Origin of the sequence: Spinactinospora alkalitolerans, from assembly GCF_013408795.1 — a bacterium.
GTDB classification, from domain to species: Bacteria; Actinomycetota; Actinomycetes; order Streptosporangiales; family Streptosporangiaceae; genus Spinactinospora; species Spinactinospora alkalitolerans.
Map to the genome: position 1 here is coordinate 825,877 of NZ_JACCCC010000001.1, position 26,393 is coordinate 852,269.

The 26,393-nt window shown below is 70.9% G+C and carries 23 protein-coding genes; 10 read left to right on the forward strand and 13 right to left on the reverse strand.

The window, feature by feature from the left end:
- Positions 1 to 167: 167 nt before the first annotated feature.
- From HDA32_RS03875 to HDA32_RS03890, 4 genes are all read right to left on the reverse strand, one after another.
- Positions 168 to 977, reverse strand: coding sequence for a succinate dehydrogenase/fumarate reductase iron-sulfur subunit (locus HDA32_RS03875; RefSeq protein WP_179641852.1), 810 nt, complete (start codon positions 975 to 977; stop codon positions 168 to 170).
- Positions 974 to 2,884 (reverse strand): fumarate reductase/succinate dehydrogenase flavoprotein subunit, encoded by a 1,911-nt coding sequence (locus HDA32_RS03880; RefSeq protein WP_179641853.1) that lies wholly within the window; start codon positions 2,882 to 2,884, stop codon positions 974 to 976. Before HDA32_RS03880 ends, HDA32_RS03875 begins: the two co-directional genes overlap by 4 nt.
- A 12-nt stretch (positions 2,885 to 2,896) precedes the next feature.
- Complete coding sequence (sdhC, locus tag HDA32_RS03885) at positions 2,897 to 3,718, reverse strand: succinate dehydrogenase subunit SdhC (RefSeq protein WP_179641854.1); 822 nt, start codon at positions 3,716 to 3,718, stop codon at positions 2,897 to 2,899.
- A 425-nt stretch (positions 3,719 to 4,143) separates the two neighbouring features.
- Positions 4,144 to 5,085, reverse strand: a complete 942-nt coding sequence (locus HDA32_RS03890; protein WP_179641855.1) for a LysR family transcriptional regulator — start codon at positions 5,083 to 5,085, stop codon at positions 4,144 to 4,146.
- A 131-nt stretch (positions 5,086 to 5,216) separates the two neighbouring features.
- Between HDA32_RS03890 and HDA32_RS03895 the strand changes: the two genes are divergently transcribed.
- From HDA32_RS03895 to HDA32_RS03905, 3 genes are read left to right on the forward strand one after another with little or no spacing between them, the layout of a single operon-like run.
- Positions 5,217 to 5,876 (forward strand): succinate dehydrogenase cytochrome b subunit, encoded by a 660-nt coding sequence (locus tag HDA32_RS03895; RefSeq protein WP_312863034.1) that lies wholly within the window; start codon positions 5,217 to 5,219, stop codon positions 5,874 to 5,876.
- A complete protein-coding gene (locus HDA32_RS03900) occupies positions 5,877 to 7,817 on the forward strand; it encodes a fumarate reductase/succinate dehydrogenase flavoprotein subunit (RefSeq protein ID WP_179641857.1) in 1,941 nt (646 codons plus the stop codon). It abuts the gene before it with no gap.
- On the forward strand, positions 7,814 to 8,563 hold the full coding sequence (locus tag HDA32_RS03905; RefSeq protein ID WP_179641858.1) for a succinate dehydrogenase/fumarate reductase iron-sulfur subunit: 750 nt from the start codon (positions 7,814 to 7,816) through the stop codon (positions 8,561 to 8,563). The genes HDA32_RS03900 and HDA32_RS03905 overlap by 4 nt, the downstream gene beginning before the upstream one ends.
- 256 nt (positions 8,564 to 8,819) lie before the next feature.
- On the opposite strand, the gene HDA32_RS03910 is transcribed toward HDA32_RS03905, so the two are convergent.
- Complete coding sequence (locus HDA32_RS03910; RefSeq protein WP_179641859.1) at positions 8,820 to 9,485, reverse strand: cytochrome P450; 666 nt, start codon at positions 9,483 to 9,485, stop codon at positions 8,820 to 8,822.
- Between the two features lie 1,000 nt (positions 9,486 to 10,485).
- Between HDA32_RS03910 and HDA32_RS03915 the strand changes: the two genes are divergently transcribed.
- The 5 genes from HDA32_RS03915 (at position 10,486) to HDA32_RS03935 (ending at position 15,375) form a co-directional block, all read left to right on the forward strand.
- Entirely contained in the window at positions 10,486 to 12,600 is a 2,115-nt protein-coding gene (locus HDA32_RS03915) for a sensor histidine kinase (protein ID WP_179641860.1), read from the forward strand.
- Entirely contained in the window at positions 12,597 to 13,019 is a 423-nt protein-coding gene (locus HDA32_RS03920) for a roadblock/LC7 domain-containing protein (protein WP_179641861.1), read from the forward strand. The genes HDA32_RS03915 and HDA32_RS03920 overlap by 4 nt, the downstream gene beginning before the upstream one ends.
- A gap of 39 nt (positions 13,020 to 13,058) precedes the next feature.
- Positions 13,059 to 13,442: a DUF742 domain-containing protein gene (locus tag HDA32_RS03925; protein ID WP_218882320.1), complete on the forward strand. Its 384-nt coding sequence runs from the start codon at positions 13,059 to 13,061 to the stop codon at positions 13,440 to 13,442.
- Positions 13,443 to 13,464: 22 nt separating this feature from the next.
- Complete coding sequence (locus HDA32_RS03930) at positions 13,465 to 14,022, forward strand: GTP-binding protein (RefSeq protein WP_218882761.1); 558 nt, start codon at positions 13,465 to 13,467, stop codon at positions 14,020 to 14,022.
- A gap of 108 nt (positions 14,023 to 14,130) precedes the next feature.
- Complete coding sequence (locus HDA32_RS03935; protein WP_179641862.1) at positions 14,131 to 15,375, forward strand: styrene monooxygenase/indole monooxygenase family protein; 1,245 nt, start codon at positions 14,131 to 14,133, stop codon at positions 15,373 to 15,375.
- Here the strand turns inward: HDA32_RS03935 and HDA32_RS30145 are convergent.
- A complete protein-coding gene (locus tag HDA32_RS30145) occupies positions 15,365 to 15,673 on the reverse strand; it encodes a hypothetical protein (protein WP_218882321.1) in 309 nt (102 codons plus the stop codon). The genes HDA32_RS03935 and HDA32_RS30145 overlap by 11 nt on opposite strands.
- Before the next feature lie 72 nt (positions 15,674 to 15,745).
- On the opposite strand from HDA32_RS30145, the gene HDA32_RS30150 reads away from it, so the two are divergent.
- On the forward strand, positions 15,746 to 15,988 hold the full coding sequence (locus HDA32_RS30150; RefSeq protein WP_218882322.1) for an LLM class oxidoreductase: 243 nt from the start codon (positions 15,746 to 15,748) through the stop codon (positions 15,986 to 15,988).
- Between the two features lie 16 nt (positions 15,989 to 16,004).
- On the opposite strand, the gene HDA32_RS03950 is transcribed toward HDA32_RS30150, so the two are convergent.
- The 3 genes from HDA32_RS03950 to HDA32_RS03960 all read right to left on the reverse strand — a co-directional run bounded on the left by HDA32_RS03950 (position 16,005) and on the right by HDA32_RS03960 (position 17,992).
- Positions 16,005 to 16,616, reverse strand: a complete 612-nt coding sequence (locus tag HDA32_RS03950) for a TrmH family RNA methyltransferase (RefSeq protein ID WP_312863397.1) — start codon at positions 16,614 to 16,616, stop codon at positions 16,005 to 16,007.
- A 296-nt stretch (positions 16,617 to 16,912) separates the two neighbouring features.
- Complete coding sequence (locus HDA32_RS03955; RefSeq protein WP_179641863.1) at positions 16,913 to 17,491, reverse strand: GrpB family protein; 579 nt, start codon at positions 17,489 to 17,491, stop codon at positions 16,913 to 16,915.
- 141 nt (positions 17,492 to 17,632) lie between these two features.
- On the reverse strand, positions 17,633 to 17,992 hold the full coding sequence (locus tag HDA32_RS03960) for a Het-E N-terminal domain-containing protein (RefSeq protein ID WP_179641864.1): 360 nt from the start codon (positions 17,990 to 17,992) through the stop codon (positions 17,633 to 17,635).
- A gap of 681 nt (positions 17,993 to 18,673) precedes the next feature.
- On the opposite strand from HDA32_RS03960, the gene HDA32_RS03965 reads away from it, so the two are divergent.
- Positions 18,674 to 20,902: an NB-ARC domain-containing protein gene (locus HDA32_RS03965; protein WP_179641865.1), complete on the forward strand. Its 2,229-nt coding sequence runs from the start codon at positions 18,674 to 18,676 to the stop codon at positions 20,900 to 20,902.
- Between the two features lie 54 nt (positions 20,903 to 20,956).
- Here the strand turns inward: HDA32_RS03965 and HDA32_RS03970 are convergent, their stop codons facing one another.
- The 4 genes from HDA32_RS03970 to HDA32_RS03985 form a co-directional block, all read right to left on the reverse strand.
- Positions 20,957 to 22,594, reverse strand: coding sequence for a CDP-glycerol glycerophosphotransferase family protein (locus HDA32_RS03970; protein WP_179641866.1), 1,638 nt, complete (start codon positions 22,592 to 22,594; stop codon positions 20,957 to 20,959).
- Between the two features lie 13 nt (positions 22,595 to 22,607).
- Complete coding sequence (locus HDA32_RS03975; protein WP_179641867.1) at positions 22,608 to 22,988, reverse strand: DUF3054 domain-containing protein; 381 nt, start codon at positions 22,986 to 22,988, stop codon at positions 22,608 to 22,610.
- Between the two features lie 173 nt (positions 22,989 to 23,161).
- Positions 23,162 to 24,286 (reverse strand): S1 family peptidase, encoded by a 1,125-nt coding sequence (locus HDA32_RS03980; RefSeq protein WP_179641868.1) that lies wholly within the window; start codon positions 24,284 to 24,286, stop codon positions 23,162 to 23,164.
- Positions 24,287 to 24,783: 497 nt separating this feature from the next.
- Positions 24,784 to 25,974 (reverse strand): S1 family peptidase, encoded by a 1,191-nt coding sequence (locus tag HDA32_RS03985; protein WP_179641869.1) that lies wholly within the window; start codon positions 25,972 to 25,974, stop codon positions 24,784 to 24,786.
- Positions 25,975 to 26,393 lie beyond the last annotated feature (419 nt).

Genomic DNA, 26,393 nt, shown 5'->3' on the forward strand with positions numbered 1-26,393 from the left:
TTGTACCGTCCGTGCCGGTCGCCCGCCGCATATGGCCGGGGACCCGCACGGCGGAGCCGCCGTGACCTTCCGCGTTGCCGGACGCCTCGCGCCTGACAGCAGCTTCACCAGGTCCGCGGAGGTCGAGCAGGGACTGAAGGCACTCCCGGCCCTTCCCGTCATCGACCTCAGGCCGGGCCGCTCGAGGCGGGCGGTTTGGTGTTGGGGACGACGGGGGTGTCCTTGCGCAGGCCCTTGCGCACGCCGATCTTCTCGCCGAGCCAGACCAGGGGATCGTACTTGCGGTCGGCCACCCGCTCCTTCAGCGGGATCAGCGAGTTGTCGGTGATCTTGATGTTCTCGGGGCAGACCTCCGTGCAGCACTTGGTGATGTTGCAGTAGCCCAGCCCGAACTCGTCCTGGGCGATCACCCGGCGGTCGGCGGTGTCCTCGGGGTGCATCTCCAGCTCGGCCACGCGCATCAGGTACCGCGGCCCGGAGAAGTGCTCCTTGTTCTCCTCGTGGTCGCGGATCACGTGGCAGACGTCGTTGCACAGGAAGCACTCGATGCACTTGCGGAACTCCTGCATGCGCTGCACGTCGGACTGCTGCATGCGGAAGTCGCCCGGCTCCGTGCCGGGATCGGGAGTGAACGAGGGGATCTGCCGCGCCTTCTCGTAGTTGTAGGAGACGTCGCAGACCAGGTCCCGGATGACGGGGAAGGTCCGCATCGGCGTGACCGTGATGACCTCGTCGGGCTCGAAGGTGTTCATCCGGGTCATGCACGACAGCCGCGGCCGGCCGTTGATCTCCATCGAGCACGACCCGCACTTGCCGGCCTTGCAGTTCCACCGCACCGCCAGGTCCGGGGCCTGGGTGGCCTGCAGCCGGTGCAGGACGTCCAGGACGACCTCGCCCTCGTTCACCTCGACCGTGTACTCGACCAGTTCGCCGGCGCCGCCGTCGCCGCGCCAGATGTTGAACGTCGCCTTGGTCATTCGTCGCCTCCTTCTTCCGCGCCCTCGGCCTCGGGGAGCTCGGCCTCGGTGAAGTACTTCGCCAGCTCCTCGCGGTCGAACAGCGCGAGCAGATCGGGCCGGAGCACGTCCAGCTCCTGATGGCGCACCGTGACGCCGCCGTCGGCCAGCCGGGTGACCAGGTTGACCCGGCGCCACCGCGCCGACATCGACGGGAAGTCGTCGCGGGTGTGCCCGCCCCGGGACTCCTCCCGCTCCAGCGCCGAGCGGGCCACGGCCTCGGAGACCACCAGCATGTTGCGCAGGTCCTGCGCCAGGTGCCAGCCGGGGTTGTAGGCTCGGCCGCCCTCGGCGCGCACGCCGGCCACCCGCTCCTTGAGCTTGTCCAGGGCCTCGATCGCCTGCTCGATCTCCGGCCCCCTGCGGATGATCCCGACGAGGTCGTTCATCGTCTGCTGGATCTCCTGGTGCAGGTCGTAGGGGCTCTCACCGGTCTCGCGCCGCAGTGGAGCCTCGGCCGCGCGGGTCGCTCCGGCCAGGGCCTCCTCGGAGACCACGGGCCGGTCCCCGCCCAGCTCGTCGAGGTAGGCCGCGGCGCCCATGCCGCAGCGCCGACCGAACACCAGCAGGTCCGACAGCGAGTTGCCGCCCAGCCGGTTGGACCCGTGCATCCCGCCCGAGACCTCCCCGGCGGCGAACAGGCCGGCGACGCCGCCGCCGACCGCACCGCTGTCGGGGTCGACCTCGACCCCGCCCATCACGTAGTGGCAGGTGGGACCCACCTCCATCGGCTCGGCGGTGATGTCGACGTCGGCCAGCTCCTTGAACTGGTGCTGCATCGACGGCAGCCGCCGCATGATCTCCTCGGCCGGCATCCGGCTGGAGACATCAAGGAACACCCCGCCGTGCGGCGAGCCGCGCCCCTCCTTGACCTCGGTGTTGATGGCGCGCGCCACCTCGTCGCGGGGCAGCAGCTCGGGCGGGCGGCGGTGGTTCTCGGGATCGGTGTACCAGCCGTCGGCCTCCTCCTCGCTCTCGGCGTACTGGGACCGGAAGACGTCGGGCACGTAGTCGAACATGAACCGCTTGCCCTCGGAGTTGCGCAGCACGCCGCCGTCGCCGCGCACCGACTCGGTGACCAGGATGCCCTTCACCGACGGCGGCCAGACCATGCCCGTGGGGTGGAACTGCACGAACTCCATGTTCAGCAGCGTCGCCCCCGCCCGCAGCGCCAGCGCGTGGCCGTCGCCGGTGTACTCCCAGGAGTTGGAGGTGACCTTGAACGACTTGCCGATGCCGCCGGTCGCCAGGATCACCGCGGGGGCCTCGAACAGCACGAAGTCGCCGGTGTCGCGGACGTAGCCGAACGCGCCGGCGATGCGCCCGTCGTCCTTGACCAGTTCGGTCACGGTGGTCTCGGCGTAGACCTTGATCATCGCCTCGGGGTCGCCGAGCTCGGCCGCGTCGATCTGCTGGAGCTGGACCACCCGCTGCTGGAGGGTGCGGATGAGCTCCAGGCCGGTGCGGTCGCCGACGTGGGCGAGTCGCGGGTACTCGTGCCCGCCGAAGTTGCGCTGGCTGATCCGACCGTCCTTGGTGCGGTCGAACAGCGCGCCCCAGTACTCCAGCTCCAGGATCCGCTCGGGCGCCTCCCTGGCGTGCAGCTCCGCCATGCGAGGGTTGTTGAGGAACTTGCCGCCGCGCATGGTGTCGCGGAAGTGGACCTGCCAACTGTCGCGCGCGTTGACGTTGGCCAGCGCGGCCGCCGCACCGCCCTCGGCCATGACCGTGTGCGCCTTGCCGAACAGGGACTTGGAGATGACCGCGGTCTTCCTGCCCTGCTGGCGCGCCTCGATGGCGGCGCGCAGACCGGCGCCTCCGGCTCCGATCACCACCACGTCGTAGGAGTGACGTGCTATCTCAGCCAATTGATATCGCCTCTAGTTGAAGATCCGGGGGTCCGAAATCGTGCCGCCGGCCACCAGCATCACGTAGAAGTCGGTGAGCATCAGCGTTCCCAGCGTGATCCACGCGAACAGCATGTGCCGGGTGTTCAGCCGGGACACCTGCGTCCACATCCAGTAGCGGACCGGACGGGTGCCGAAGCTCCTGGCGCGCCCGCCGAACACGTGCCGGCAGGAATGGCAGGAAAGGGTGTAGCACCACAGCAGGACCACGTTGACGATCAGGATGAGGTTGCCCAGGCCGATGCCGAACCCGCCGTTCTCGCCGTGGGCCAGCGCTATCGTCGCGTCATAGGTGTTGACCAGTGAGATCAGGACGGCGGCGTAGAAGAAATAGCGGTGCAGGTTCTGCCCGATCATGGGGAACCGCGATTCGCCGGTGTAGCGGTCGTGCGGCTCGCTGACGGCGCATGCGGTGGGCGCCTGCCAGATCGAGCGGTAGTAGGCCTTGCGGTAGTAGTAGCAGGTGAACCGGAACAGCAGCAGGAACGGCAGGCTGATCAGCGCGTAGGGCAGGAACCACGGGAACGCCCAGGGCAGCGTGCCGAACACCGCCGACTCCGGCACGCAGGAGGCGCTGAGGCAGGGGGAGTAGAACGGCGTCAGGTAGTGGTGCTCCTCCACCCAGTAGTTGTCCTGCTGGAACACCCGCGCGGTGGCGTAGACGACGAAGGCGGTCAGGCCGAGTGCCGTGAGCACCGGACCCAGCCACCACCGGTCCTTGCGGAACGTCCGGGCCGAAATCCGCGCACGGTTGTTCGTGCCGGGGGTCCCCGGCGAGGGAAGTGTCGCTGTCATGGGCGCGGCGTCTCCATAGTCCTGACGGAGAGCGAACCGAATGTGCGGATCCGGGCGCGGGGAGGCCCGGACGCTCTCCGAGTCGACAGGCAGTGCGGATGCGTATGGGTTGCCACGTTAGGCCGGTGCGATCACGAATTCAGCAAGAGTTTCACGCGATTTGGCTGTGAAAAATGCCACTCGGATTCAATGGGCGGGCGGAGTTTGCGGGTAAATCGTCCTCTTTTGAGAATAAAAAGGAAAAAGTCTCTTTTGTTTGTTCTGGGGCTTCTGTGGCAATTGGGAAACTTCGGCCGGTCTCCGGCTAAGTCCACCCTTCATCGAAAGAATCTATCGCGGCGCCGCGGCCGGAAGCCCCCGTGTCCGCATCGGCGCGGCGCACGGTGCGGGAGAGGTGCGGAGCGCGGGCGCGGAAACGGCGCGGGTCAGCCCTCGCGTGAGGAGATGACCTCCAGGTCCTTGCCGATGTCCTCCTGGGTCAGGCCGGCCAGGTAGTTGGTCAGGCCGCGGCGGAACGCCCTGGCGGCGTGCGCGGGCTCGACGTCCCTGCGGTGGGCCAGCGCGATGGTGCGCAGCAGGCGCGGCCGGGCGAGCGGGGTGCCGCGCAGGCCCGGGCGGTTCTTCAGGACCATGCTGGGCACGACCGCCAGCCCGAGGCCGGCCTCGACGAAGCGCAGCACCGCGTCCATCTCGCCGCCCTCCACCGCCAGCCGCGGCTCGAAGCCGGCCGCGCGGCAGGCGTGCAGCGTCGCCTCGCGCACGTCGTAGCCGCGGCGGAACATCACCAGGGGCCGGTCGCGCAGGTCGGTGATGCGCATCGACGCGCGCGAGCTGGGCGGCGGGGCGTCCATGGAGCTCACCACGACCAGGCTCTCGCGCAGGATCGGAGTGGTGACGAAGGTGGGGTCGCTGCTGTGCAGCGGCAGGATGATCAGCGCGAGGTCCAGCTCGCCCCGGCCCAGCGCGCGGATCAGGTCGCGCGAACCGCCCTCCTCCACGTGCAGCTCGATGCCGGGGAAGCGGTCGTGGAAGCGGGCGAGGGCGTCGGCCAGCAGCCCCGCGCACAGCGAGGGGGTGGCGCCCAGCCGGACCCGGCCGCGGCGCATGCCGGCGAGCTCCTGCACCTCGCGGCGGGCGGTCTCCATGTCGGTGAGGATGCGCTGGGCGAGGGGGAGGAGCGCCTCGCCGGCCGGGGTCAGTGTGATATTTCCCCTGGCACGACTGAATAACGAGGCTCCCAGCTCCTCCTCCAGGTTGCGGATCTGCTTGCTCAGACTGGGCTGGGCGACGCGCGAAACCTCTGCTGCGCGGGTGAAATGCCGGGTTTCCGCGACGGCCAGGAAGTAGGCCAGTTGCTGGAACTGCATGCTCCATAGCCTAAGGCTATCGAGACCAGCAGTCCCATGACTTAGACGGCCGTGTTTATCGAGTTTTAAAGTTACAAGTTGTGGCGAACAGTACCTTGACCAAGCAGCGGTCAACGGCATTCAGGTCTACGGTGGCGCTCAAGTCCGCGATGGCGGTCAGCGGCGCGATCCTGGTGCTGTATTTGATCGCGCACATGTACGGCAACCTGATGGTCTTCGGAGGCCAGGAGACCTTCGACAACTACGCGCACCACCTGCGCGAGCTCGGCGAGCCGATGCTCCCCCACGAGGGAGCGCTGTGGATCATCCGCGTGGTCCTCCTCGCGAGCGTCCTGATCCACGCCTACGCGGCGTTCACCCTGTGGGCCCGCGCGCGCAGGGCCCGTCCGGCCGGGCAGCGCTACCAGTCGGCCCACAAGCGCAAGAGCGTCCAGCAGACCTACGCCTCGCGCACGATGCGCTGGGGCGGCGTCATCGTCGCGCTCTTCGTGGTCTACCACCTGCTGCATCTGACGACCAACACCATCGCTCCCGGCGGGGCCTCCGACAGCCCCTACGAGCGCGTCGTGAACGGCTTCCAGATCTGGTGGGTCGTCCTCAGCTACCTGGTCGCGATGGTCGCCGTGGGCCTGCACCTGCGCCACGGCATCTGGAGCGCGACCCAGACGCTGGGGGGAAACAAGGCGAGCCGACAGCGCTCGATCAACGTGATCGCGACCGTGATCGCGCTGGTCATCACGGTGGGCTTCCTGATCCCGCCGTTCTCCGTTCTCTTCGGACTGGTGAGCTAAATGACCGAGCTTTACATCGAAGGCGCCCCGATCCGCGACGAGAAGGCGCCCGAAGGACCGATCGAGAACCGCTGGGACAACCGCCGCTTCTCCGCGAAGCTGGTCAACCCCGCGAACCGGCGCAAACTCTCGGTCATCATCGTGGGCACCGGCCTGGCCGGCGCCTCGGCGGCGGCCACCCTGGGCGAGGCCGGCTACCACGTGAAGTCCTTCTGCTACCAGGACAGCCCGCGGCGCGCGCACAGCATCGCGGCGCAGGGCGGCATCAACGCCGCCAAGAACTACCGCAACGACGGCGACAGCATCTACCGGCTGTTCTACGACACGGTCAAGGGCGGCGACTTCCGGTCCAGGGAGTCCAACGTCTACCGGCTGTCCCAGGTCAGCGTGGAGATCATCGACCAGTGCGTCGCGCAGGGCGTGCCCTTCGCCCGCGAGTACGGCGGCCTGCTGGACAACCGCTCCTTCGGCGGCGTGCAGGTGTCGCGGACCTTCTACGCCCGCGGCCAGACGGGCCAGCAGTTGCTGATCGGCGCCTACCAGGCGCTGGAGCGCCAGGTCGCGGCCGGCACCGTCGAGATGAACACCCGGCACGAGATGCTGGAGCTCGTGGTCGTCGACGGCCGGGCGCGCGGCATCATCGTCCGCGACATGGTCACCGGTGAGATCGAGACGCACTTCGCCGACGCGGTCGTGCTCGCCTCCGGCGGCTACGGCAACGTGTTCTTCCTGTCCACCAACGCCATGGGGTCCAACGTCACGGCGACCTGGCGGGCGCACCGCAAGGGCGCGCTGTTCGCCAACCCCTGCTACACCCAGATCCACCCGACCTGCATCCCGGTCAGCGGCGACTACCAGTCCAAGCTGACCCTGATGAGCGAGTCGCTGCGCAACGACGGCCGCATCTGGGTTCCCAAGGAGGGCGGGGACGACCGCGACCCGCGCCGGATCCCCGAGGACGAGCGCGACTACTACCTGGAGCGCATCTACCCGTCCTTCGGCAACCTGGTGCCGCGCGACATCGCCTCCCGCGCCGCCAAGAACGTCTGCGACGAGGGCCGCGGCGTCGGCCCCAGCGGTCTGGGCGTCTACCTGGACTTCGCCGACGCGATCAAGCGGATGGGCCGCCCGGCCGTCGAGGCCAAGTACGGCAACCTGTTCGACATGTACCAGCGCATCACCGGCGAGAACCCCTACGAGGTTCCGATGCGCATCTATCCCGCGGTGCACTACACCATGGGCGGCCTGTGGGTCGACTACGACCTGCAGAGCAACATCCCCGGCCTGTTCGTGACCGGTGAGGCCAACTTCTCCGACCACGGCGCCAACCGCCTGGGCGCGAGCGCGCTGATGCAGGGCCTGGCCGACGGCTACTTCGTCCTGCCCAACACCGTCAACGACTACCTCGCCGCCGGCCCGTTCGACGAGCTCGACGAGAACACGCCCGAGGCCAAGGAGGCGGCCGAGGCGGTGCGCACGCGCATCGACAAGCTGCTCTCCGTCAACGGCACCCGCACCGTGGACTCCTTCCACAAGGAGCTCGGCCACATCATGTGGGACTACTGCGGCATGGAGCGCAACGAGGAGGGCCTGCGCAAGGCCATCGAGCGCATCCGCGAGCTGCGGGACGAGTTCTGGCAGAACGTCAAGGTCACCGGCGTCAACGAGGACTTCAACCAGGCGCTGGAGAAGGCCAACCGGGTCGCCGACTTCTTCGAGCTGGCCGAACTCATGTGCGTCGACGCACTGCACCGCCGCGAGTCCTGCGGCGGCCACTTCCGCGCGGAGAGCCAGACCGAGGACGGCGAGGCGCTGCGGCACGACGACGAGTTCTCCTACGTCGCCGCGTGGGAGTTCACGGGCACGGGCGAGCAGCCGATCCTCCACAAGGAGGACCTGGAGTACGAGTACGTCGAGATGAAGCAGCGGAGCTACAAGTGAACATCACCCTGCGCGTCTGGCGCCAGAAGGGCCCCCGGGACGAGGGGAGGATGGTGCGCTACCAGGTCCAGGACGTCTCGCCCGACATGTCCTTCCTGGAGATGCTCGACGTCCTCAACGAGAAGCTCACGCTCGAGGGCGACGAGCCGATCGCCTTCGACCACGACTGCCGCGAGGGCATCTGCGGCGCCTGCGGCGTGGTGATCAACGGCGTCGCGCACGGTCCGGAGGTCACCACCACCTGCCAGCTGCACATGCGCAGCTTCAAGGACGGCGACGTCGTCGACGTCGAGCCGTGGCGGGCCAAGGCGTTCCCGGTCATCAAGGACCTGGTGGTCGACCGCGGTTCGTTCGACCGGATCATCCAGGCCGGCGGCTACATCAGCGCCCCGACGGGCACCGCGCCCGACGCCCACGCCAACCCGATCCCCAAGAGCGACGCCGACCGCGCGTTCGACGCCGCCACCTGCATCGGCTGCGGCGCCTGCGTCGCGGCCTGCCCGAACGCCTCGGGCATGCTGTTCACCGCGGCGAAGGTGACCCACCTGGGCATGCTCCCGCAGGGGCAGCCCGAGCGGGCCGCCCGCGTGGTCAAGATGGTGAACCAGCACGACGAGGAGGACTTCGGCGGCTGCACCAACATCGGCGAGTGCGCCGCGGTCTGCCCGAAGGGCATTCCGCTGGACACGATCTCCCAGTTGAACAAGGACCTGCTGGGCGCACTGTCCAGCGGCAAGCTGGACTAGCGAACCGGCCTGATCCGTCCCGGTCCGGCCGCGGCCGGACCGGGACGGATCGCCGATCGGCACCGAGGGGGCCGTCCCGTGCGGGGCGGCCCCCTCCGTCGTCTCCTCGCCCGCGGCGGGCGGCGACGGCCTCACTGACGTCCGACGATCGTGTTCGCACAGGGGGCCGGCTGTCGCAGTGCGCGCACGCCGCCGGCGGCACGGCAGGTCCGAGCCCTGGAGGTCCCACCCGGCGAACGCAGCGGCCAAAGTGCGGTCAGCCCTTGGGCGCCGCGGGCTCAACGGCCACCGGGAGGTGCCTGTAGCCGCGCATGGTGTTGTTGAGCAGCCGCTCGGGCTCGCCGTCCAGCGTGAAGCGCCGCACCCGGTGGGCGAACGCCTCGAACACGTAGCGGCCCTCCAGGCGGGCGATCGGCGCGCCCGGGCACATGTGCGCGCCGTTGCCGAAGCCGAGGTGGTCGACCGGGTTGCGGGTGACGTCGAAGCGGTCGGGGTCGGCGTAGTGCCGTTCGTCGCGGTTGGCGGCCGAGTACAGGATGATGAACCGGGCGCCGGCCGGCACGGGCACACCGCCGATGGTGTGGTCGCGCGTGAGGGTGCGGGCGAGCCCGTGCGCGGGGCCCGCGTAGCGCAGGATCTCGTTGAAGGCCGAGGTGACCAGCTTGGGGTTCTCGCGGACCAGGTCCCACTGGTCGGGGTGGTCGATGAGCAGCCGGATGCCGGTCGTGATGGCGTGGATCGTGGTGTCGAGGCCGCCGGTGCTGTAGACCGACAGCAGGCCCGGCACCTCCTCGGGCGTGACGACGCCCCTGTCGCGGGCCTCGAAGATGGCCGCGCCCATGCTGCCCGGGCGCATCGTCTCGGGGCTGCACTCCGCGGCCAGGTATTCGAACATCTCGAACATGGCCGGCAGCGCCCGCACGCAGCGGTCGTTGTAGGGGCCGAAGGTGTCGAAGGTGGCGGTGGCCCAGTCGAGCAGCTTCTCGCGGCTGTCCGGGGGAAGCCGGTGAGCTCGACGATCACCGTGCTGATGAACCTCTTGGCGAGGTCGGTGACGGCGTCGAAGCGGCCCCGCTCGACGAGTTCGGCCACGAGTTCGGTGGCCTGGCCCTCGATGTCGCCCTTGATGTCGCGCAGCGCGCGCGGCCCGAGCAGGCCGGAGACGACCTGGCGCAGCCGGTGGTGGTCCGGCGGGTCCGTCGCGATCATCGTTCCAGCGAGGGCGCCGTTGATGTCGGGGTTGAACGCGATGCCCTCGCTCGACTTGAACAGCTCGTGGTCGTGCAGTGCCGCACGCACCTCGTCGTAGCGCGCCAGCGCCCACAGGTCGTGGGTCGGCAGGTGGACCACAGGCCCGGCGGCGCGCAGCTCCTCGTACACGGCGTAGGGATCGGTGAGCACCGGATCGGAGAAGATGTCGATCTCGGATACCGGGATGGTCGGTGTCGTCATGGTGTCCTTCGACTCGGGGAGAGGCTCACACGGGTGTTCCGCCCGGACACGGTGTGTGAGAACACGACAGACCATGCCAATTCCGATCGATCGCTAAACGCCTCTTCAGGGACATCCGTCTAGCTCAGCGACGCCGCGAATGAAATGTGGTGTTCATCACTTTATTGTGGTGTGGGTTCGCTCAGCGAACGTTGAGTTCGCTAAGCGAAGAGGGATATCGCCCATTTGGGGGTTTTGTCGCTCGGTTCCGAAGCGCGATGCCGATCAAATCGGTCATCCGGATGGGTCTGATCGGTGCTGTCCAGCACGCGACGGCGAGTCCGGGCCGACCGGCGATGGGCATGAGTGCCATGATGTGTGCCGTTTCAGAGAACTTGCAGAGAATTCGTCCGCTGGTCGGGAATCCCCCGGTCTGATGCGCGCACGGGCGCCGACACCGCAACTGTCCTGGTTCGTTAAGGAGATCGGTTTTGGAGTATTCGGCCTGGCCAGAGCAGAGAACAGGACCCGTTCCGGCGCGAGCCGAACCCGGCGCGCCGGGCGCCCACAACGGCTATCCCGCCGATCCGAACGCTGCTCCGGCCGCGCCGCGCGCCGAGGATCCGCATGCCTACCCGCAGGTCTACCCGCAGCAGCAGCCCCGCCCCTCGGTGTGGAGGCGGATGTTCGGGCGCAACCGGGGCGGCGAGCACACCCAGCCGCCGCCCGCCCCCGCCTACGACCCCTCCTATTACGACCCCTATTCGGGGCGGCATCCGCAAGCCCCTCAGGGCTACCAGCCCCCGCCCGCCGCTCCCCAGGGCGTGCCCGGATACCCGCCACCGGTCCAGCAGCCCCATCCCGGCCACTCCATGACCTCCCCGCAGCAGGCGGTCCCGCAGCCGATGCCGGTCCAGGCCCCCGCGCCGTTCCCCGTTCCCGCCCCCGAGCCCTCACCCATCCCCGGATCCGGGCCGCCCGCGCCGGCCCCCGAGGCCGCGGCGCCCGCGACCGAGGCCCCCCGGCCCCCGGTTCCCGAGGCCGCAGCCCCGCAGGCTCCTGCCCCGCAGGCCCACGCTCCCGAGGCCCCGAGTCCGGCGGCGCCGGCGGGCGGTGGGCAGCAGGTCCTGCTGCCCAGGGCGCTGGCGAACCTGGCGATGCGCGACCTCACCCTGGTGGAATCGCTGCTGCTGCTGATCCAGCGACTGGAGCAGCGGGAGGAGGACCCCGCTCTCCTCGACATCCTCTACCAGGTCGACCACCTGGGCACCCGGATGCGCCGCAACTGCGAGAACCTGCTCGTCATGGCCGGGGAATCGGTCGAGCCCCCGCACAGGGAGCCGGTGCTGCTCTACGACGTCGTCCGCGCGGCGATCTCGGAGATCACCCAGTACACCAGGGTCCGGATCCAGGAGATGCCCCAGGTGTTCGTGCGAGAGCGCACGGCCGACGACCTCAGCCACCTGCTGGCCGAGCTGATGGACAACGCCGTCTCCAACTCCTCGGAGAACTTCTTCGTCACGGTCCGCGGCCGCTACATGGACGACGGATCGGTGGTCCTGGAGGTCGCCGACGACGGCATCGGCATGCCGCAGGACAAGCTCGCCCGGATCAACAGCGACCTGCGCGAACCCCCGGTGCTCACCGAGGAGTCGATCCGGCACATGGGGCTCTTCGTCGTCGGCCTGCTGGCCCACCGCAACGGCGTCCTCGTCCAGCTCCAGACCCGCCCGTTCAGCGGCACCAGCGGCTTCGTCCAGGTCCCGGCCGACGTGGTGCGCATCGACCAGCGCACCGGGGACGGCGCAGCGCAGCCCCGGGAGCCGGCCGCAGCGCAGCCGCGGCCCGCGGCGGAGCAGGCCCCGCCGCGGCCCGCACAGGCCTCCGAGGCCGCATCCGCGTCCGTCGGCCCCGACCAGCCGCTGCCCCCGCTCCCCAAGCGCGACCCCGGACGCGGCGCCGCGGGACTGCGCGTGGTCGGTGACCAGCACCCCTCCGACCGGCGGGAGGACAGCGGAGTGAACACCAGCGCCAACGGCGACGCCGCATCCGGCGACGCCGCCACCGACCGGGAGCCGGGGCGGGACGCGGCCTCGGAACCGCTGCCGGAGCTGCCGCGCCGGCAACCCGTCCGCAAACCCGCGCACGCCGCCCCGATCGAGACGAGCGGGGAGCTCCCGGGGCTCCCGCAGCGGACCCCGCAGACCCCGCAGCCTCCGCGGAGCGCGCCCGACCCCTCCGCGGCCGACGGCGACGAGTACGTGGCCGTGCGCGGGCAGCGGGGCGAATCCGATCCCGGATCCGTGTCCGAGGAGACCAGGAGCTACGCCGAGCGCATCCGCGAGGAGCTCAGCGGATTCCTCAGCGGGCAGCAGGAGTGGCGGGAGGAGGCCGCGCAGCGGCGGGACGAGCAGCCGGAGCAGCCGGTCGGCGAGGACGCCCCGGCCCCGGCCTCGGCCTCGGCCCCGGAACCCGCGGGAACGGCGGGGACCGCCGGGGCAGCGGAGCCGGCGGGGGCCGACGGGGGCGCCGAGGACGCGGAGGACACCGGAGTCGCAGGGAACGCGCAGGACACCGGAGCCGCAGAGAAAAGAGACGTGGAATGACGGGGGCCCCGACCGAGGTCGAGAAGTTCAGTTGGCTGATCAACAATTTCGTCCGGGACGTTCCCGGCGTCAAGCACGCCATCGTGGTCTCCAGCGACGGCCTCCTCCTGGCGGCCGCCGACGGACTCGAAACCGAGCGGGCCGAACAGCTCTCCGCGGTGGCCAGCGGCCTGCTCAGCCTGGCTCAAGGAGTGTCCGACCTCTTCGACCAGGGGCGCTACGAGCAGACGATCGTCCGCATGCAGCGGGGCTTCCTCTTCATCACCACGATCGCCGACAGCTGCTGCTTCACCGTCCTGGCCCAGGAGAAGAGCGACACGAAGCTCATCGCCTATCAGATGGCGCTGCTCGTGGAGAAGGCGGGGCACGTCCTCACCCCCGGGCTCCGCAACCAGCTCAGGGACGCCGTCGTCTACTGACCGCCGCTCGCCCGACGACACACCGGCGAACCGGAGTCGGTGACCAACGAGGAGACGATCGAATTGACCGCGCACCCGGGGAGGAGTGACCGGATCCGCTCGTTCAGTCTGACGGGCGGGCGCACCCGGTCCCGCAGCCCCCTGCTACTCGAGACACTTGTTTCCGCGATCGGCGTGAACACCACCGGCTTCACCGAGCTGACGCCGGAGCAGCGCGACATCTACCTCATCTGCGAGAAGGCCAAGTCGGTGACCGAGATCGCGGCGAGCCTGAAGATGCCCCTGGGCGTCGTCCGCATCCTGATCAACGACCTCGCCGACCAAGGGCGCGTCGCGATCCACGCAACGGTCCGCAGCGACGAGTCGTCGCACCGCAACCTTTTGGAGAGGATCCTTCATGGGCTCGATGCGATCGCCCAGTAGCTTCTCGGACTCCCCGAGCACGATGTCGGCGAAGATCGTCATCGCCGGCGGATTCGGCGTCGGGAAGACGACCCTGGTCGGAGCGATTTCAGAGATCCCGCCGGTGAACACCGAGGCGATCATGACGCAGGCCGGCGCCCCCCACGACGACCTGAGCAGCACCCCGGACAAGACCACGACGACCGTCGCCATGGACTTCGGCCGGCTCACCATCGAAGAGGACCTCATCCTCTACGTCTTCGGCACCCCGGGCCAGGCGCGGTTCTGGTTCATGTGGGAGGACCTGGTGCGCGGCGCCCTCGGCGGGATCGTGCTCGCCGACACCCGCCGGCTCGCCGACTCCTTCCAGGCCATCGACTACTTCGAGAAGTACTGCGACATGCCGTTCATGATCGCGCTCAACCGCTTCGAGGGGCTGCCGATGCACGCGGTCGAGGACGTCCGGGACGCCCTGGCCCTCGGCCCCGAGGTGCCGATCGTGACCTGCGACGCCCGCAGCCGGAAGGAGAGCGCCGGACTGCTCGCCCAGCTCGTCCGCCACTCCATGGCCTACCAGAAGGCCCCGGCCCTGGTGCCCTGATCACGGTGGTCCGACACCCCTTGGGAACGCAGAGGGCGCACGGGCCCCTCGGTCGACGACCCGGCCGGCGCGGCCGGTCCACGATGACTGCGGATGTGGAACCAGACGATGCGCAAGATACTGATTGTCGGCGGTGGACAGGCCGGGCTCCAGCTGGCCCTGGGGCTGCTCCGGCACGACTACGACGTCACCCTCATGACCGCGCGCACGGCGGAGGAGGTGCGCAACGGCCGCGCCGTGTCGATCCAGGCCCAGTTCGCCGACGCGCTGACGTTCGAACGCGAATACGGCCTGGCCCAGTGGGACGAGGAGGCGCCGAAGCTGCGGCGCTGCCGCTACAGTTTCGGCGGCTACCCCGACCTCGGCGTCCCCGGGTTCGACTGGGTGGGGCGGATCCACTCCCCCGCGCAGTCCCTGGACGAGCGGCTGAAGATGCCGGTCTGGCAGGAGATGTTCGAGGAGCAGGGCGGCAAGGTCGTCGTCCACCCCGTGACAAGCTCCGATCTCGACGTCCTGGCCGGAATGTACGACCTGACCGTCGTGGCGGCCGGCCACTCGGGCCTGGCGGAGATGTTCGCCCCCAACACCGAGCGCACGCTGCCCGACGTGCCCGCCAACATCACGCCGCTGGCCTACGTCCGGGGCTCCGACGACCCCGAGCCCGAATTGGCCGAGATCCACCTCGACCCCGAGTTCGGGTTCCTCGTCACCATCCCGACGCTCTCGGTGACCGGGCCGTGCCAGCTCATCTACCTCATCGGCCAGGAAGGCGGGAAGCTGTCCACCTGGCCCTCGCGGATCCGGCCCCAAGAGCACCTGGACCTGATGCTGGACGTGCTCAAGGAGCACCTGCCGGAGCAGCACGCGCGGTTCGCCGGCGCCGAGCTGGCCGACCCGCGGTCGGTGGCGGTGGACTACTCCACCCCGCTGGTGCGCCACCCGGTGGCGCACCTGCCCTCCGGCGGAAAGGTCATGGGCCTCGGTGACACCGTGCTGGTCTCCCAGCCCGCGATGTGCCAGGACGCCAACAACGCCAGCAAGAGCGCCGAGATCGCGCTGCGCAACATCCTCGCCCAGGACGGCAGGCCCTTCGACGAGGACTTCATGCACCGGACCTTCGACGAGTTCTGGGACTACGCCCACTACCTGGCGGGCACGGTCGCCGCGACGCTGCTGGCCCCGCCGCCCTACCTGCTGGAGCTCTACATCGCCGGCAACGCCCACCAGGCGATCGCCGACCGGTTCATCAACGGCTTCAACGACCCCGCCGACTTCGACAAGTGGGTCACCAGCGAGGAGAAGGGGCGCGCCTTCCTGCAGGAGGTGACCGGCAGCCCCAGCATCACGGGTTAGCGTCCCGAGCCGCCGACGCCGACGGCGCCCTCAGGGCTCGCACGCCCGCGCGACCGCCCGGCCCGTGCACGGCGTCGAGCACCGGTGCGAGCAGTCGGCCGGGCTGACCGGCGTCGCCGCTGCGCGCGGTGGACAGCGCGATCCCGAGGACGAGCTGGACGAGGTCGCCGGGGGACAGGTCCGCGCGGGCGGTTCCCGACCGCGCGATCTGGTACAGGGAGGCGTTCGGACGCGACACGGTGGGACAGGCGTGGCTGCTGCTGTCGGCGACCCGGCGTATCACCGTCGCGTCGGGCATCGCCGACATCGCCTTCCGGGACCCGATCGCCATGGCCGCCGCGGGACGCACGCTCGGTGAGGCGTTGTCTCGATGGCGCCCCACCAGGAGGCGAACGTGCGGCGGCTCGGCTTCGGCGACGACGACATCGTCGCAGGCCCGAGCAGGCGGCTGGTGGACGCGATCGTCGTGTACGGGGACGTCGAAGCGGTCCGCGAGCGCGTCCGGCAGCACATCGACGCCGGCGCCGACCACGTCTGCCTGCAGGTGCTGACGCGCGACCCGGCGGCGCCGCCGATGCCGCAATGGCGCGAACCGGCCCCCGCGCTGCTCTGACCCGAAGGTCGCCGAGTCACCCGGTGACCGGCTGGTCGAACACGTGCGCCCGCACCCAGGCGTGCATCGCGATCGCGGCCGCGGCCCCGGCGTTGATGGAGCGGGTGGAACCGAACTGGGCGATGGACAGCACGGCGCCGCACACGTCGCGGACCTCCTCCGACAGGCCGGGGCCCTCCTGGCCGAACACCAGGACGCAGGCGCGGGGGAGCGGGTGGGTCTCCAGCGGCACCGAGCCGGGCAGGTTGTCGATCCCGATGAGGGGCAGGTTCCGCTCGACGGCCCACGCCACCAGCGCCGCGGTGTCGGGGTGGTGGTGGACGTGCTGGTAGCGCTCCGTGACCATGGCTCCCCGGCGGTTCCAACGGCGCCGTCCGACGATGTGCACGGCCTCGGCGCAGAAGGCGTTGGCGGTGCGCACGACCGAGCCGATGTTGAAGTCGTGCTCCCAGTTCTCCACGGCCACGTGGAACGGATGCCGCCTGGTGTCGAGATCGGCGACGATCGCCTCGCGCCGCCAGTACCGGTACTCGTCGACGACGTTGCGCCGATCGCCCTCGGCGAGCAGCTCGGGATCGTAGCGCTCCTCCGCCGGCCACGGCCCCTCCCAAGGGCCGACGCCGACCACGGGCCGATCGGCGGTGGAGGCGGGACCGGCGGTGGAGGCGGCCCCGGATACCGGGGCGGATCCGGATGCGGAGACGGCTCCAGGGGCGGATCCGGGCACAGAAGACGAAACGACCTGCTCACTCACGCGCTACAGCCTAGACAAGCCGAAGGACCGATCCACCCCGCCCGCCCGCGCGGCGGTCTGCATCGTCCGCTTCCGCAGACTCTTCGCCCTGTGGAAAATCGGCCGAATCATTCCGCGTTGGTGGCCGTGATCGGCGGCCGGACGCGTTCGGCGGGATCGCGCGACGGCCTTCAGCTGTCGGCGGCCCGTGCTCGGGTGATGATCTCCTCGACCACCTGCGACTTGGCGTCGGCGTAGTTCTGCACGTAGGTCCAGGTGCGCTCGGCGAGTCCGCGCTTGGCGCGGGCGTAGAGCTCGCGGTCGGCTTCGTCGGCGCGCAGCCGGTCGCGGAACAGCAGCATGCGCTCGATCTCCGGGCAGCCCGCGGAGAACACGTGCAGGTTCAGCGCCGGCCCTCCGGGGCGGCGCAGCAGCCGGTGCTCGAACCAGTCCGGCTCGCGGACGGCGATGCGGTAGCCCGCCGCCTCCAGCGCGGGCAGGTAGGCCGCCTCGTCGGCCGAGTCGCGCAGCACCAGGAGCAGGTCGAGCACGGGCTTGGCCGGCAATCCGGGCACGGACGTGGAGCCGACGTGCTCGAGCACCAGCACGGCGGCGCCCAGCGCCTCACGCACGCGCGCCGCCTCCCGCTCATAGGCATCGGGCCAGCCGGGATCGTACTCGGCCAGCCGGACCTGCCCGTCGAGGCGCGGGGCGGAGCCGACGTGGGCCGCCCGGATCTCGTCCTCCCGGATCTCTTCCTCACCCACCATCGCCCCAGTAAACCGCAGTCCGGGAGGGGCCCGTCTGACAGCTCTCCGCGGCGGGTTCCGGAGCCGTCCTGGACGGCCCCGTTCACCGAGCCGGTCCTCCCGCACCACCGCGAACGCGGGCGGCGACGCGCTCGACGGGCGTTACAGGCGGATACCGCCGTGGATGTCGCGGGCTTGTACCACGTTGCCGCTGACGTCGCCGTTCACCGTGTTGACGACGTCTCCGGCGCTGAAGTGCGGACGGAGTTCGTCGGTCAACCCCTTGACCTCGGCGTCGTCCACTTCGGTGACGGTGATGTGCTCGGCCAGTTCGCGCACCGCCGCCTGGTCGTCGGGGTCGTCCTGGGCGGCCTCCAGCGCGGCCTGCGCATCGGGGGTACCGCGGAACCGTTCGCGCAGGACCCGGCGGAGTCTCTTCAGCGCGTCCTTGGCGCTTTCGGTCAGCGACTCACCGACCTTTCCGGCGACCGCGGCGGCGATTGCGAGGGTGACCTCGTCCATGAGCACTCCAAAGGAGTCCGGTAACCCGAGAACCGGGATACGGGAGCGGGAATCGAGAAATGCGCGAACGGAAGGGAGTAGGGAAGGGACCGAGAAGCGGGCAGGGACCAGCCTTCCCCTCGAATGGTAGGGCCATGCAGGAGCGCGGCCTTTGAGCGGTTCCGCCCGGAGGAAGGAGGAAGCCGGAGGAAGTCGCAGGAAGTTCGGGGAGAGTCCAGTGGAGAGGGAAGAGGGGAAAGGGGCAATGGGCTTCCTGCCCGGGTCAGGCCGACTGGGATCGGGTTCAGGCGGGCGGCGACGGCGGGAGTGGGCTCGGGGTTGCTTGTCGGGTGGGCGGGTGGCGGGTGGTTTGGGGGGCAGGGTTCTGAAGTGAGGCGGCCATCCGGAACGTGCCGTACCCGCTCCCGCCCTCGCGCATGGAGGCCCACAACCACCCCACCACCCAATAGGTGAATCAAGTCGGTGGAATTTCGGAGTTCTCCGGCAGTGCTTCCGGACTCGACTTCACTCCCGGGCTCGAACTCGGTCCCGGAGGCGGACTCGACCCCGATCCCGACCCTGGGACCACAGGACCGACCTCGGGTCCGGGTCCGGCCATTTCCCGCTGTTGTCCAGAGGGCGTCCGGTGCGGCGAATAGGATCGGCCAGACGATTCCGCCACGCGTCGCAGGAGGTACGGCATTGCCAGGGGCGCACCACAACGAGTGGGCGGGGGACGACGTGCACACCCTGGTCCAGGCCCGCGATGTCACGATGCACCTGGAAAAGCCGAGGGAAACGCCGCCGCCGTGGCAGATTCCGGCCTACAATCTCGGATTCGTCGATCGCGACCGCGCGAAGGAGCGGCTGTATTCGCTGGTGGACGAGGTGCAGCAGGGCGGCCGCCCCGGAATGGCGCTGTTGACGGGGATCGGGGGCATCGGTAAGAGCGCACTCGGGATCGAACTCGCGCTGGCGAAAAGAGGGCGCTTTCCCGGCGGCGGCCTCTACGCCGACCTCGACGACCATCGCCGCCGCGGCGGGCTCGACATCAGCGGGGTGCTCGCGAAGTTCCTCGCAGCCCTCGGCGTGGCCGCGGAGGACGTCCCGCCCGGGGCGCGCTCCCGTTCCGAGCGGTTCCGGGAGGTCACGGTGGACCGCGGGGTGCTCGTCATGATCGACGGCGCCGCCACCGCCGACGAGGTCAGGGCCTTCCGTCCCGGTGTCGGCGGCAGCCTGCTGCTGGTGACCAGTCGCGGGGAGATCCCGCAGTTGGTCGCGGACGGCGCCGAGGTGTTCCGCCTCGACGGGCTGGCCGAGGACGACGGCCGCACGCTGCTCACCGCCTTCTCCCACGTGACGGACCGCGTCGTCGCCGACCCCGCGGCCACGGCCGCACTGGTCCGGTCGTGCGGTGGTCTGCCGCTGGCGCTGCGGATCATCGCGGCCCACCTCACTTCACGGCCCGAGGCCTCCGTCGCCGAGGTCGTGGACCGGCTCGGCGGTGCCGGAGGGCGGATCCCCGCCATCGACGCCTACGCCGGTGAGGAGCGGCTGCGGGCCGTCTTCGACCTGGCCCGCTCGACCCTGAACGACACGGCCGCGACCCTCTACGCCGGGCTCGGTGAACTGGGCGGACTCGGTGTCCGGGAGTTCTCGCCCGGGCTGGCCGACGCGATCCTCGGCTCACCGGGCGCGGCACGGGAGGCGTGCGAGGCGCTGCGCGCGGCCTGCCTCGTCCAGGTGCCGGAACCCGGCGACGGTCCCGCGCCGCCCGCGTCGCTGCGGCGGCACGCCTTCACCGCGCTCGCCGCGGACAACGCAGGAGAACGGGCGCGCGCCACGGGAACGCGGGACCGCGAGGAGGCGCGCCGCCGCATCGTCCACTGGTACCGGCGTACCGCCGCGCACGCCGACCGGTGCGCCTACGGCGACCGCCTCCTGGCCTCGCGGCTCATCGGCGGCCCCCACCTCGGCCTCGATCCCGGTCCGGACCCGTTCGCGGCGCCCCGCGACGGGCTCGACTGGCTGGACGCCGAGGGCCCCGCGTTCCCGCACGTCATCGCCATCGCGCTGCAGGAGGGCCTGCACCGCGAGGCCGTGGTCCTGGGGGAGAGCCTGTGGCCGCTGGTGCACGCGCGCAAACGGCACGCGCTGGGAGCCACGGTCCTGGACCGCCTCATCAGGCTGGCGACCGGCGACCCGGGCATGCCGCCCGGCGTCGCCGCGCGGCTGCGCAACTACCGGGCCCGGATCCACATCGAGCTGGCCGGGACCGAGCCGGGCGAGCTGGAACGGGCCCGGGCGCAGTTGCGCGCGGCGCGGGCGGCCGTCGCCGGCGACGCGCAGGCGCGCGACCACCTGGCGGTGCTGCTCGAAGGGTCGGCGCTCGCGCACAAGGCGGGCGGGGAGTACGCCGCGGCCATCCGCGACCTCGCCGAGGCGCGCGCGATCCACGAGGAGGCCGGGAACCCGCGCGGTGCGGCCCTGCAGACCTACCAGCTCGGTGACCTGTGCCGCGACGCGGGGGACGCCGAGCGGTCGCTGGCCGAACTGCGGGAGGCGCTGGGCCGCACCGGCGCCTGGCTCGCGGCGAACGAGGACGCCGGTCGGCGCGCCCGCGACGGCTGGGAGCTGCTCCGGGCCCGCGTCAAGCTCGCCCTGGCGCGCACCCTCATGGTCCTGGGGGACGACGCCGCGGCCGAGCCGTTCGCCGTCTCCGCCACCGCGTTCATGAGGCGGAGGGGACAGGGGGTGAAGGAGGCGCAGGCCCAGGAGGTCCAGGCCGAACTCGCCGAACGGGCCGGTGACGACGGCCAGTGGCGGGTGTTCCTGACCCGTGCCCGCGACCTCTACGCGGCCCATCGCCTGCCCCGGGCGGTCGAGCTGGACCGCCGACTGGACCACCGATTGGACCGGGACCGTCCGTGAGCGCGCGGGCGGAGCCCGACGGTGTCCCGTCCGGCTCAGGCGGGCGGCCTGAAATCATCGGGGGGGGGTACCCCTGACCGGGATCTCGCCGCCGCCCGCGGTGATGCGCACCCCGCTGTCCCATTCCCGCAGCGCGCGCCCTGAGGCGGTCCAGGCGTGGGCCGCCGCGGCGACCACGGCGGCGTCCAGGTCGGCGCCGGTCTCCGAGCGGACCCGCAGCCACCCGCCGGCACGCGCGCACAGCACGACCTCGCCGGGCGTGCCCGCCGCCGCGGCGAGCGCGCAGCGGCCGCCGTCCAGCACCCCGCGCACCCAGGCCACGGGGTCGCCGGAGACCGGCCGGTGCGCCCGCACCTGCGCGGTCTCCCGCCGCTCCATCGCGGTGTCCTCCTCGTCGACCAGTAGGAACCGGTCCGGATGCGGCCCGGTGACCGCCGCGGGGTAGCGGGTCACGCGGATCACCGCCGCCCCACCGTCCCGGTCGATCTCGGCCGCCACCCGCCACGCGGTGACGTCCGGCTCCTCCGTCCGGGGTCCGGCCAACGGGGAGAACCGCGCGGGCCGCGGCGGCGGGGCGATGCCGAGCAGGTCGTACAGCAGGGCGCGCATCCGTTCGGCGGATCTGCCGTGGTACTCCATCATCAGCTCCGCCGCGCCCTCGGGCGCGGAGCCTCGCGCCGCCTCGATCTGGCCGCGCAGGCCGGTGCGCCGGAGCAGCCGCGGGGCGCCGCGCACGAACCCCACCAGAGGCGAATCCGGATCCAGTTCCCCGGTGTCGGAGGCGGCCAGCAGCACGGGGCGGCCCAGCGCCGCCGCGTAGTAGGTCACCGATCCGTGGTCGCCGACGACGACATCGGCGCCGATCAGCGCCGCGCGCCAGCCCTCGTGCGGCGGAACCAGCCGCAGCCCCGCCTCGATCTCGTCGGCGAGCCACAGCTCCAGTTGGGCGCGGCCGTGCCGGTACCAGATGTTGGGGTGGGTGATCAGGGCGACCCGGTATTCGTCGGAGGGCAGCTCGGCGAGGAGGTCGCGCACGGTGTCGCGCCGCCCGCCGAGCAGCGAGCGGCGGTTCCACGTGGACGACACCGCGACCAGTCGGCTCCCGCCGGCCGCCCCCAGCGCCCGGCGATAGCGCTCGCGCCGCCCGGCGTTGGCGAGCATCCGGTCATAGCAGGGGTCGCCCACGACGACCGCGCGCTCCGCCGCCGCGGGACAGCTCAGCTTCAGCCGGGCGAGCTGCTCGGAGTGGGGCAGCGCGATCCGTTCCGGCACCACCCGGCCGTCGTGCAGGAGCTGTTCGGGGGCCAGCCCCGAGGCGACCGGGAGGTCCCCCGGCAGGTCTCCCACCAACCGGTTGTGCCCGGCGCCGTGCGGCATGAGGACCAGGGGCGCGGCGATCCGGTGCAGCCCTCCCTTGGGGCTGGCGGCCAGGGCCAGGGCGAACCGGTCCGCGTCGGCCGCGACCGACGGCCACGGCTCGATCCGCTCGACCCCGGCGTCGCGCAGCAGCCCTTCGACCCCGGCCTGCGACACCGAGCCCTCGGGGACGGTGAACGCGACCTCGACGCGGTCGTCACCGCCGAACAACTGGACGACGTCGAGCAGCCGGTTGGCCGCCGGGACGCTGCGGGCGACGGCGAGGACCTCGTGGTCGGCGCGGACCGTCGCCCACGGGTCGTCTCTGCTGCGCACGGTGTCCGATCGGTCAGCGGGGGCCGGCGGTCGGGGCGCGCCGCGCCCTGCGCTCGATCAGCAGCGCCGCCGCGCGCCAGCCGAGCAGGGTCGCGCCGAGGAACAGCGAGGTGACGACGGCGAAGGAGACCGGAGCCCCGTCGCCGGTCGCGACGCGCAGCAGCAGGCCGCCGGCGACGGTGACCACCCATACTCCGAGTCCGGTGCCGACCAGGCGGGCGGGCGCGCGCCACGCCCTGGTCGCGAGCCAGCCGACGGCCAGGCCGAGCGCGAACGGCCACGCCGTGTCCACGATGCCGAGGAGGGCGTTGCCCTCCTCATGGCTGGAGCGCCCGATCAGCACGAACGCCAGTACGCAGACGACGTCGAGGAGGGCGGCCGGGAGAAGACGCATACCGCCAGATTATGGGCTGTCATGCGGGGGCGTGCCCGGGCACGCGGGGCGGGATGGACACCGGCCGGCACGGGGATGGATGGACGTGCCGGCCGGCCTCGCGCAACCGGGCCGATGCGCGAGATCCCCGACGCCTTGGGGGGAAGGCGCCGGGGACTCTCGGTTTCGCGGGGTTAGCCGGTGACGAGCCTCAGGCCGTACTGGCTGAGGATCGGGTTGACGGGCTGGAAGTAGGTCGTGCCGCCCCAGGTGCAGTTGCCGGAGCCGCCGGAGGTGACGCCCTGGGCCTGGTTACCGGTGACCCAGGAGCCGCCGGAGTCGCCGGGCTCGGCGCAGGCGCTGGTGCGGGTCAGGCCGTAGACGCTGCCCTGGGAGTAGCGGACGGTCTGGTTCTTGGACTGGATGGTGCCGCAGTGCCAGCCGGTGGTGGAGCCGGACCGGCAGACCGAGGAGCCGATGCCGGCCTCCTGGGAGCCGGCCACCGTGACGTAGCCGCCGCGGTAGTTGTTCACCCAGGGGCGCGGGGTGTCGCCGGAGCCGGTGCGCACCCAGCCCATGTCCCGGCCGGGGAACCAGGAGCCGGCGACGGTGCCGCTGGGGCTGCTGGTCCGGGTGCCGGTGGAACCGCAGTGTCCGGCCGTCACGAAGCCGCCCTGGACGGCGAAGCCGATCGAGCAGCGGCTGCTGCCGGGGTAGTAGGCGTTGCCGCCGATGATGTCGGCGAAGGTCTCGGGCTGTTCGGTGGTCTCCTCGACGCGGACCGCCGTGCCCTCGACGTCGGCCGTTGCGATGAGCTTCTCGGCGGCGGCCTCCTCGCCCTCCATGACGGTGACCACCACGGAGTCGTCGGCGGTGTCGACGTACCAGCCGGTCACGGACTCGTCGGCCGTGTCCTCGGTGGCGTTGAGGTCGTCGACGATGGCGTCGAGCCGCTGCTCACCGTAGGTGACGACCTCCGCTTCGGCGCCGGCCTCGCGCACCTCGTCCACGGCGTCCTCGTCGGTGACCGAGACGGTGAGCTCACCGCTCTCGATGTCGAAGACGGCGCCGCCGAAGTCGCCGCCGAGCGTTTCGCGCAGTTCGCCTTCCAGGGTCCGCGCCTGCTCCTCCTGGTCCAGGAGTGCGGTCGCCTCGGTGGCGGACAGCCCGAGATCGCGCTGCATCGCGCCGAGCTGGCCGACCGAGCCGGCGGTCGTCTCGGAGCCGGAGTCGGCCGAGGCGAACGGTGCCGCGGCGATCACCAGCCCGAAGGTGATGGCCGCGCCTCCGACGGCGCGGATGATGGGGGACTTCCTCATGACCTGCCCTTTCTTGGGGGTTAACAAGGGCGGGGAGTCGCGCTAATGAGCGGGGACTCAGCGCGCTTCCCCGATCGGCGCCCTCCTTGTGGGATTGGACGCCAACCGTCGTTTACCGGACATTCGGTAAACGATTGGAAACAATAAGTCATGGAATACAGTTCGCAACAGCCCAAGTACAAAGAGAAAAAAAGACGACATGTCCAGACGATCATGGCTGTGTCGCTTCAGGGCCGGGGGCGGCCGCGGGAGGGCCGGGTAAAACGCGATGTGGCTGGGCGTCTCCCCGGATTCGGCGCGAATGTGAGTGGTGATCGCGACGCTTGCGCAAGAGGGTTGACTGGCCGGATTCGGCCACTTTTCGGGTCGCCCGCTGTTTGTGGGATCACACGGAGGGCGGACCGCTCCGCGCGGTCGACCGGTCGCTACAGAGAGTGCCTGAATGCGGGGAGCCCCGGCGCCGCGACGGACGCCGGGGCTCCCTCCGCCGCTACCGGTCAGCCGGTGACGAGCGTGAGCCCGAACCGGTCGAGGATCGGGTTCACCGGCTGGAAGAAGGTGACCCCGCCGGTGGTGCAGTTGCCGGATCCGCCCGAGGTGACGCCCTGGGCCTGGTCACCGCTGTACCAGGAGCCGCCGGAGTCGCCCGGCTCGGCGCAGACGTCGGTGCGGGTCAGACCGGACACCGAGCCCTCGGGGTAGACCACCGTCTGGTTCTCGGACTCGATGATGCCGCAGAACACGCCGGTCGTGGAGCCGGATCGGCAGACCGAATCACCGGGGCCGGCCTCCTGGGAGCCGGTGATGGTGATGGTGCCGCCCTGGTAGTCGTTCACGGTCGGGGTGGGGTTCCATCCGCCGTCGACCTGGACGAAGCCCATGTCACTGCCGGGGAAGACCGAGTCGGCCACGGTTCCGGTGCCGCTGCCGTCCTCGCTCTGCGCGCTGGTCCCCTCAGGGCCGCAGTGACCGGCGGTCACGAAGCCGCCCTCCACCGCGAAGCCGATCGAGCAGCGGCCGGTCCCGCCGATGAAGTACGGGTCGCCGCCCACGATGTCGGCGAAGAGCCGCGGCTGCTCCGACGACTCCTCGACGCGCACGGCACCGCCGCTCACACCGGCGTCGGCCATGAGCTTCTCGGCCGCGGGGCTCTCGCCCTCTTCGACCGTGATGACCACGGAGTCGTCGGCGGTGTCGACGTACCAGCCGGTCACGCCCTGCTCGCTGTCGGGGGCGTGCGCGTTGAGGTCGGCGACCACGCCGTCGAGGGTCTCCTCGCCGTAGGTCACGACCCGCGGGTCTGCGCCGGCCTCGCGCACCTCGTCCACGGCGCCTTCGTCGGTGACCGAGACGATCAGTTCGCCGGTCTCGCCGTCGAACGTGCTGCCGCCGAACGCCTCGCCGAGCGACTCGCGCAGCTCGGACTCCAGGACACGGGCGTCCTGTTCCTGGGCGAGGAGCCGCTCGGCCTCGGCCGGGGAGGAGAGGCCGAGGTCGCGCTGCATCGCGCTCAACCGCTCCGACGCGCCGTCACCGGCTCCGGTCTCGGCCGACGCCAGCGACGCGTCGGCCAGGTCGGACCCGGACGACACCAGCGGTGCGGCCACGGCCACGGCGACCAGGCCGAACGCCGCCGTTGCGCCGCCGAGCGCGAACCGGGCCGCGGGCTTCTTCCTACGTTGTTTCATTCCCTGCCCTTTCGGATTGTGGAAAAGGGTGGGAACCGCGCAGACGAGCGGGGACTCAACGCGGCTCCCTCGATCGGCGGACGCCCGCTGAGGGGCGCGCCGACCGCGTTTACCGGACGGTAGGTAAACGATGGGAAACGATAGGTCACCGGACTCGCTTCGCAACAGAGGCAACACAAAGCGAAAAAATCATCACATGTCACTTTGGTCACGGTCCGTGACTCGGGCCGCGCCCGTGAACCGCGGCGCGAGCTGCGCGGGGACCGGCGGCCGACGACCGGCCGCCGCAGTGGGGCCACGTCCACCGAAGAGGGGGAGGTGTGGCCGGATCCGGCCACGTTTCTTGCCCATTGAGGGGCTCTGATCCCAAGGAGTCTTGAGACCTCAGCCGAAGGAGGGATCCGCGGTGACCGGGCGAT

Coding starts and splice junctions, on each gene's coding strand:
- HDA32_RS03985 (WP_179641869.1), bottom strand. CDS start 25,974: ATGAAACAACGTAGGAAGAAGCCCGCGGCCCGGTTCGCGCTCGGCGGC.
- HDA32_RS30150 (WP_218882322.1), top strand. CDS start 15,746: ATGGCGCCCCACCAGGAGGCGAACGTGCGGCGGCTCGGCTTCGGCGAC.
- HDA32_RS03955 (WP_179641863.1), bottom strand. CDS start 17,491: ATGGTGGGTGAGGAAGAGATCCGGGAGGACGAGATCCGGGCGGCCCAC.
- HDA32_RS03980 (WP_179641868.1), bottom strand. CDS start 24,286: ATGAGGAAGTCCCCCATCATCCGCGCCGTCGGAGGCGCGGCCATCACC.
- HDA32_RS03890 (WP_179641855.1), bottom strand. CDS start 5,085: ATGCAGTTCCAGCAACTGGCCTACTTCCTGGCCGTCGCGGAAACCCGG.
- HDA32_RS03920 (WP_179641861.1), top strand. CDS start 12,597: ATGACGGGGGCCCCGACCGAGGTCGAGAAGTTCAGTTGGCTGATCAAC.
- HDA32_RS03935 (WP_179641862.1), top strand. CDS start 14,131: ATGCGCAAGATACTGATTGTCGGCGGTGGACAGGCCGGGCTCCAGCTG.
- HDA32_RS30145 (WP_218882321.1), bottom strand. CDS start 15,673: ATGCCCGACGCGACGGTGATACGCCGGGTCGCCGACAGCAGCAGCCAC.
- HDA32_RS03960 (WP_179641864.1), bottom strand. CDS start 17,992: ATGGACGAGGTCACCCTCGCAATCGCCGCCGCGGTCGCCGGAAAGGTC.
- HDA32_RS03930 (WP_218882761.1), top strand. CDS start 13,465: ATGTCGGCGAAGATCGTCATCGCCGGCGGATTCGGCGTCGGGAAGACG.
- sdhC (WP_179641854.1), bottom strand. CDS start 3,718: ATGACAGCGACACTTCCCTCGCCGGGGACCCCCGGCACGAACAACCGT.
- HDA32_RS03875 (WP_179641852.1), bottom strand. CDS start 977: ATGACCAAGGCGACGTTCAACATCTGGCGCGGCGACGGCGGCGCCGGC.
- HDA32_RS03900 (WP_179641857.1), top strand. CDS start 5,877: ATGACCGAGCTTTACATCGAAGGCGCCCCGATCCGCGACGAGAAGGCG.
- HDA32_RS03975 (WP_179641867.1), bottom strand. CDS start 22,988: ATGCGTCTTCTCCCGGCCGCCCTCCTCGACGTCGTCTGCGTACTGGCG.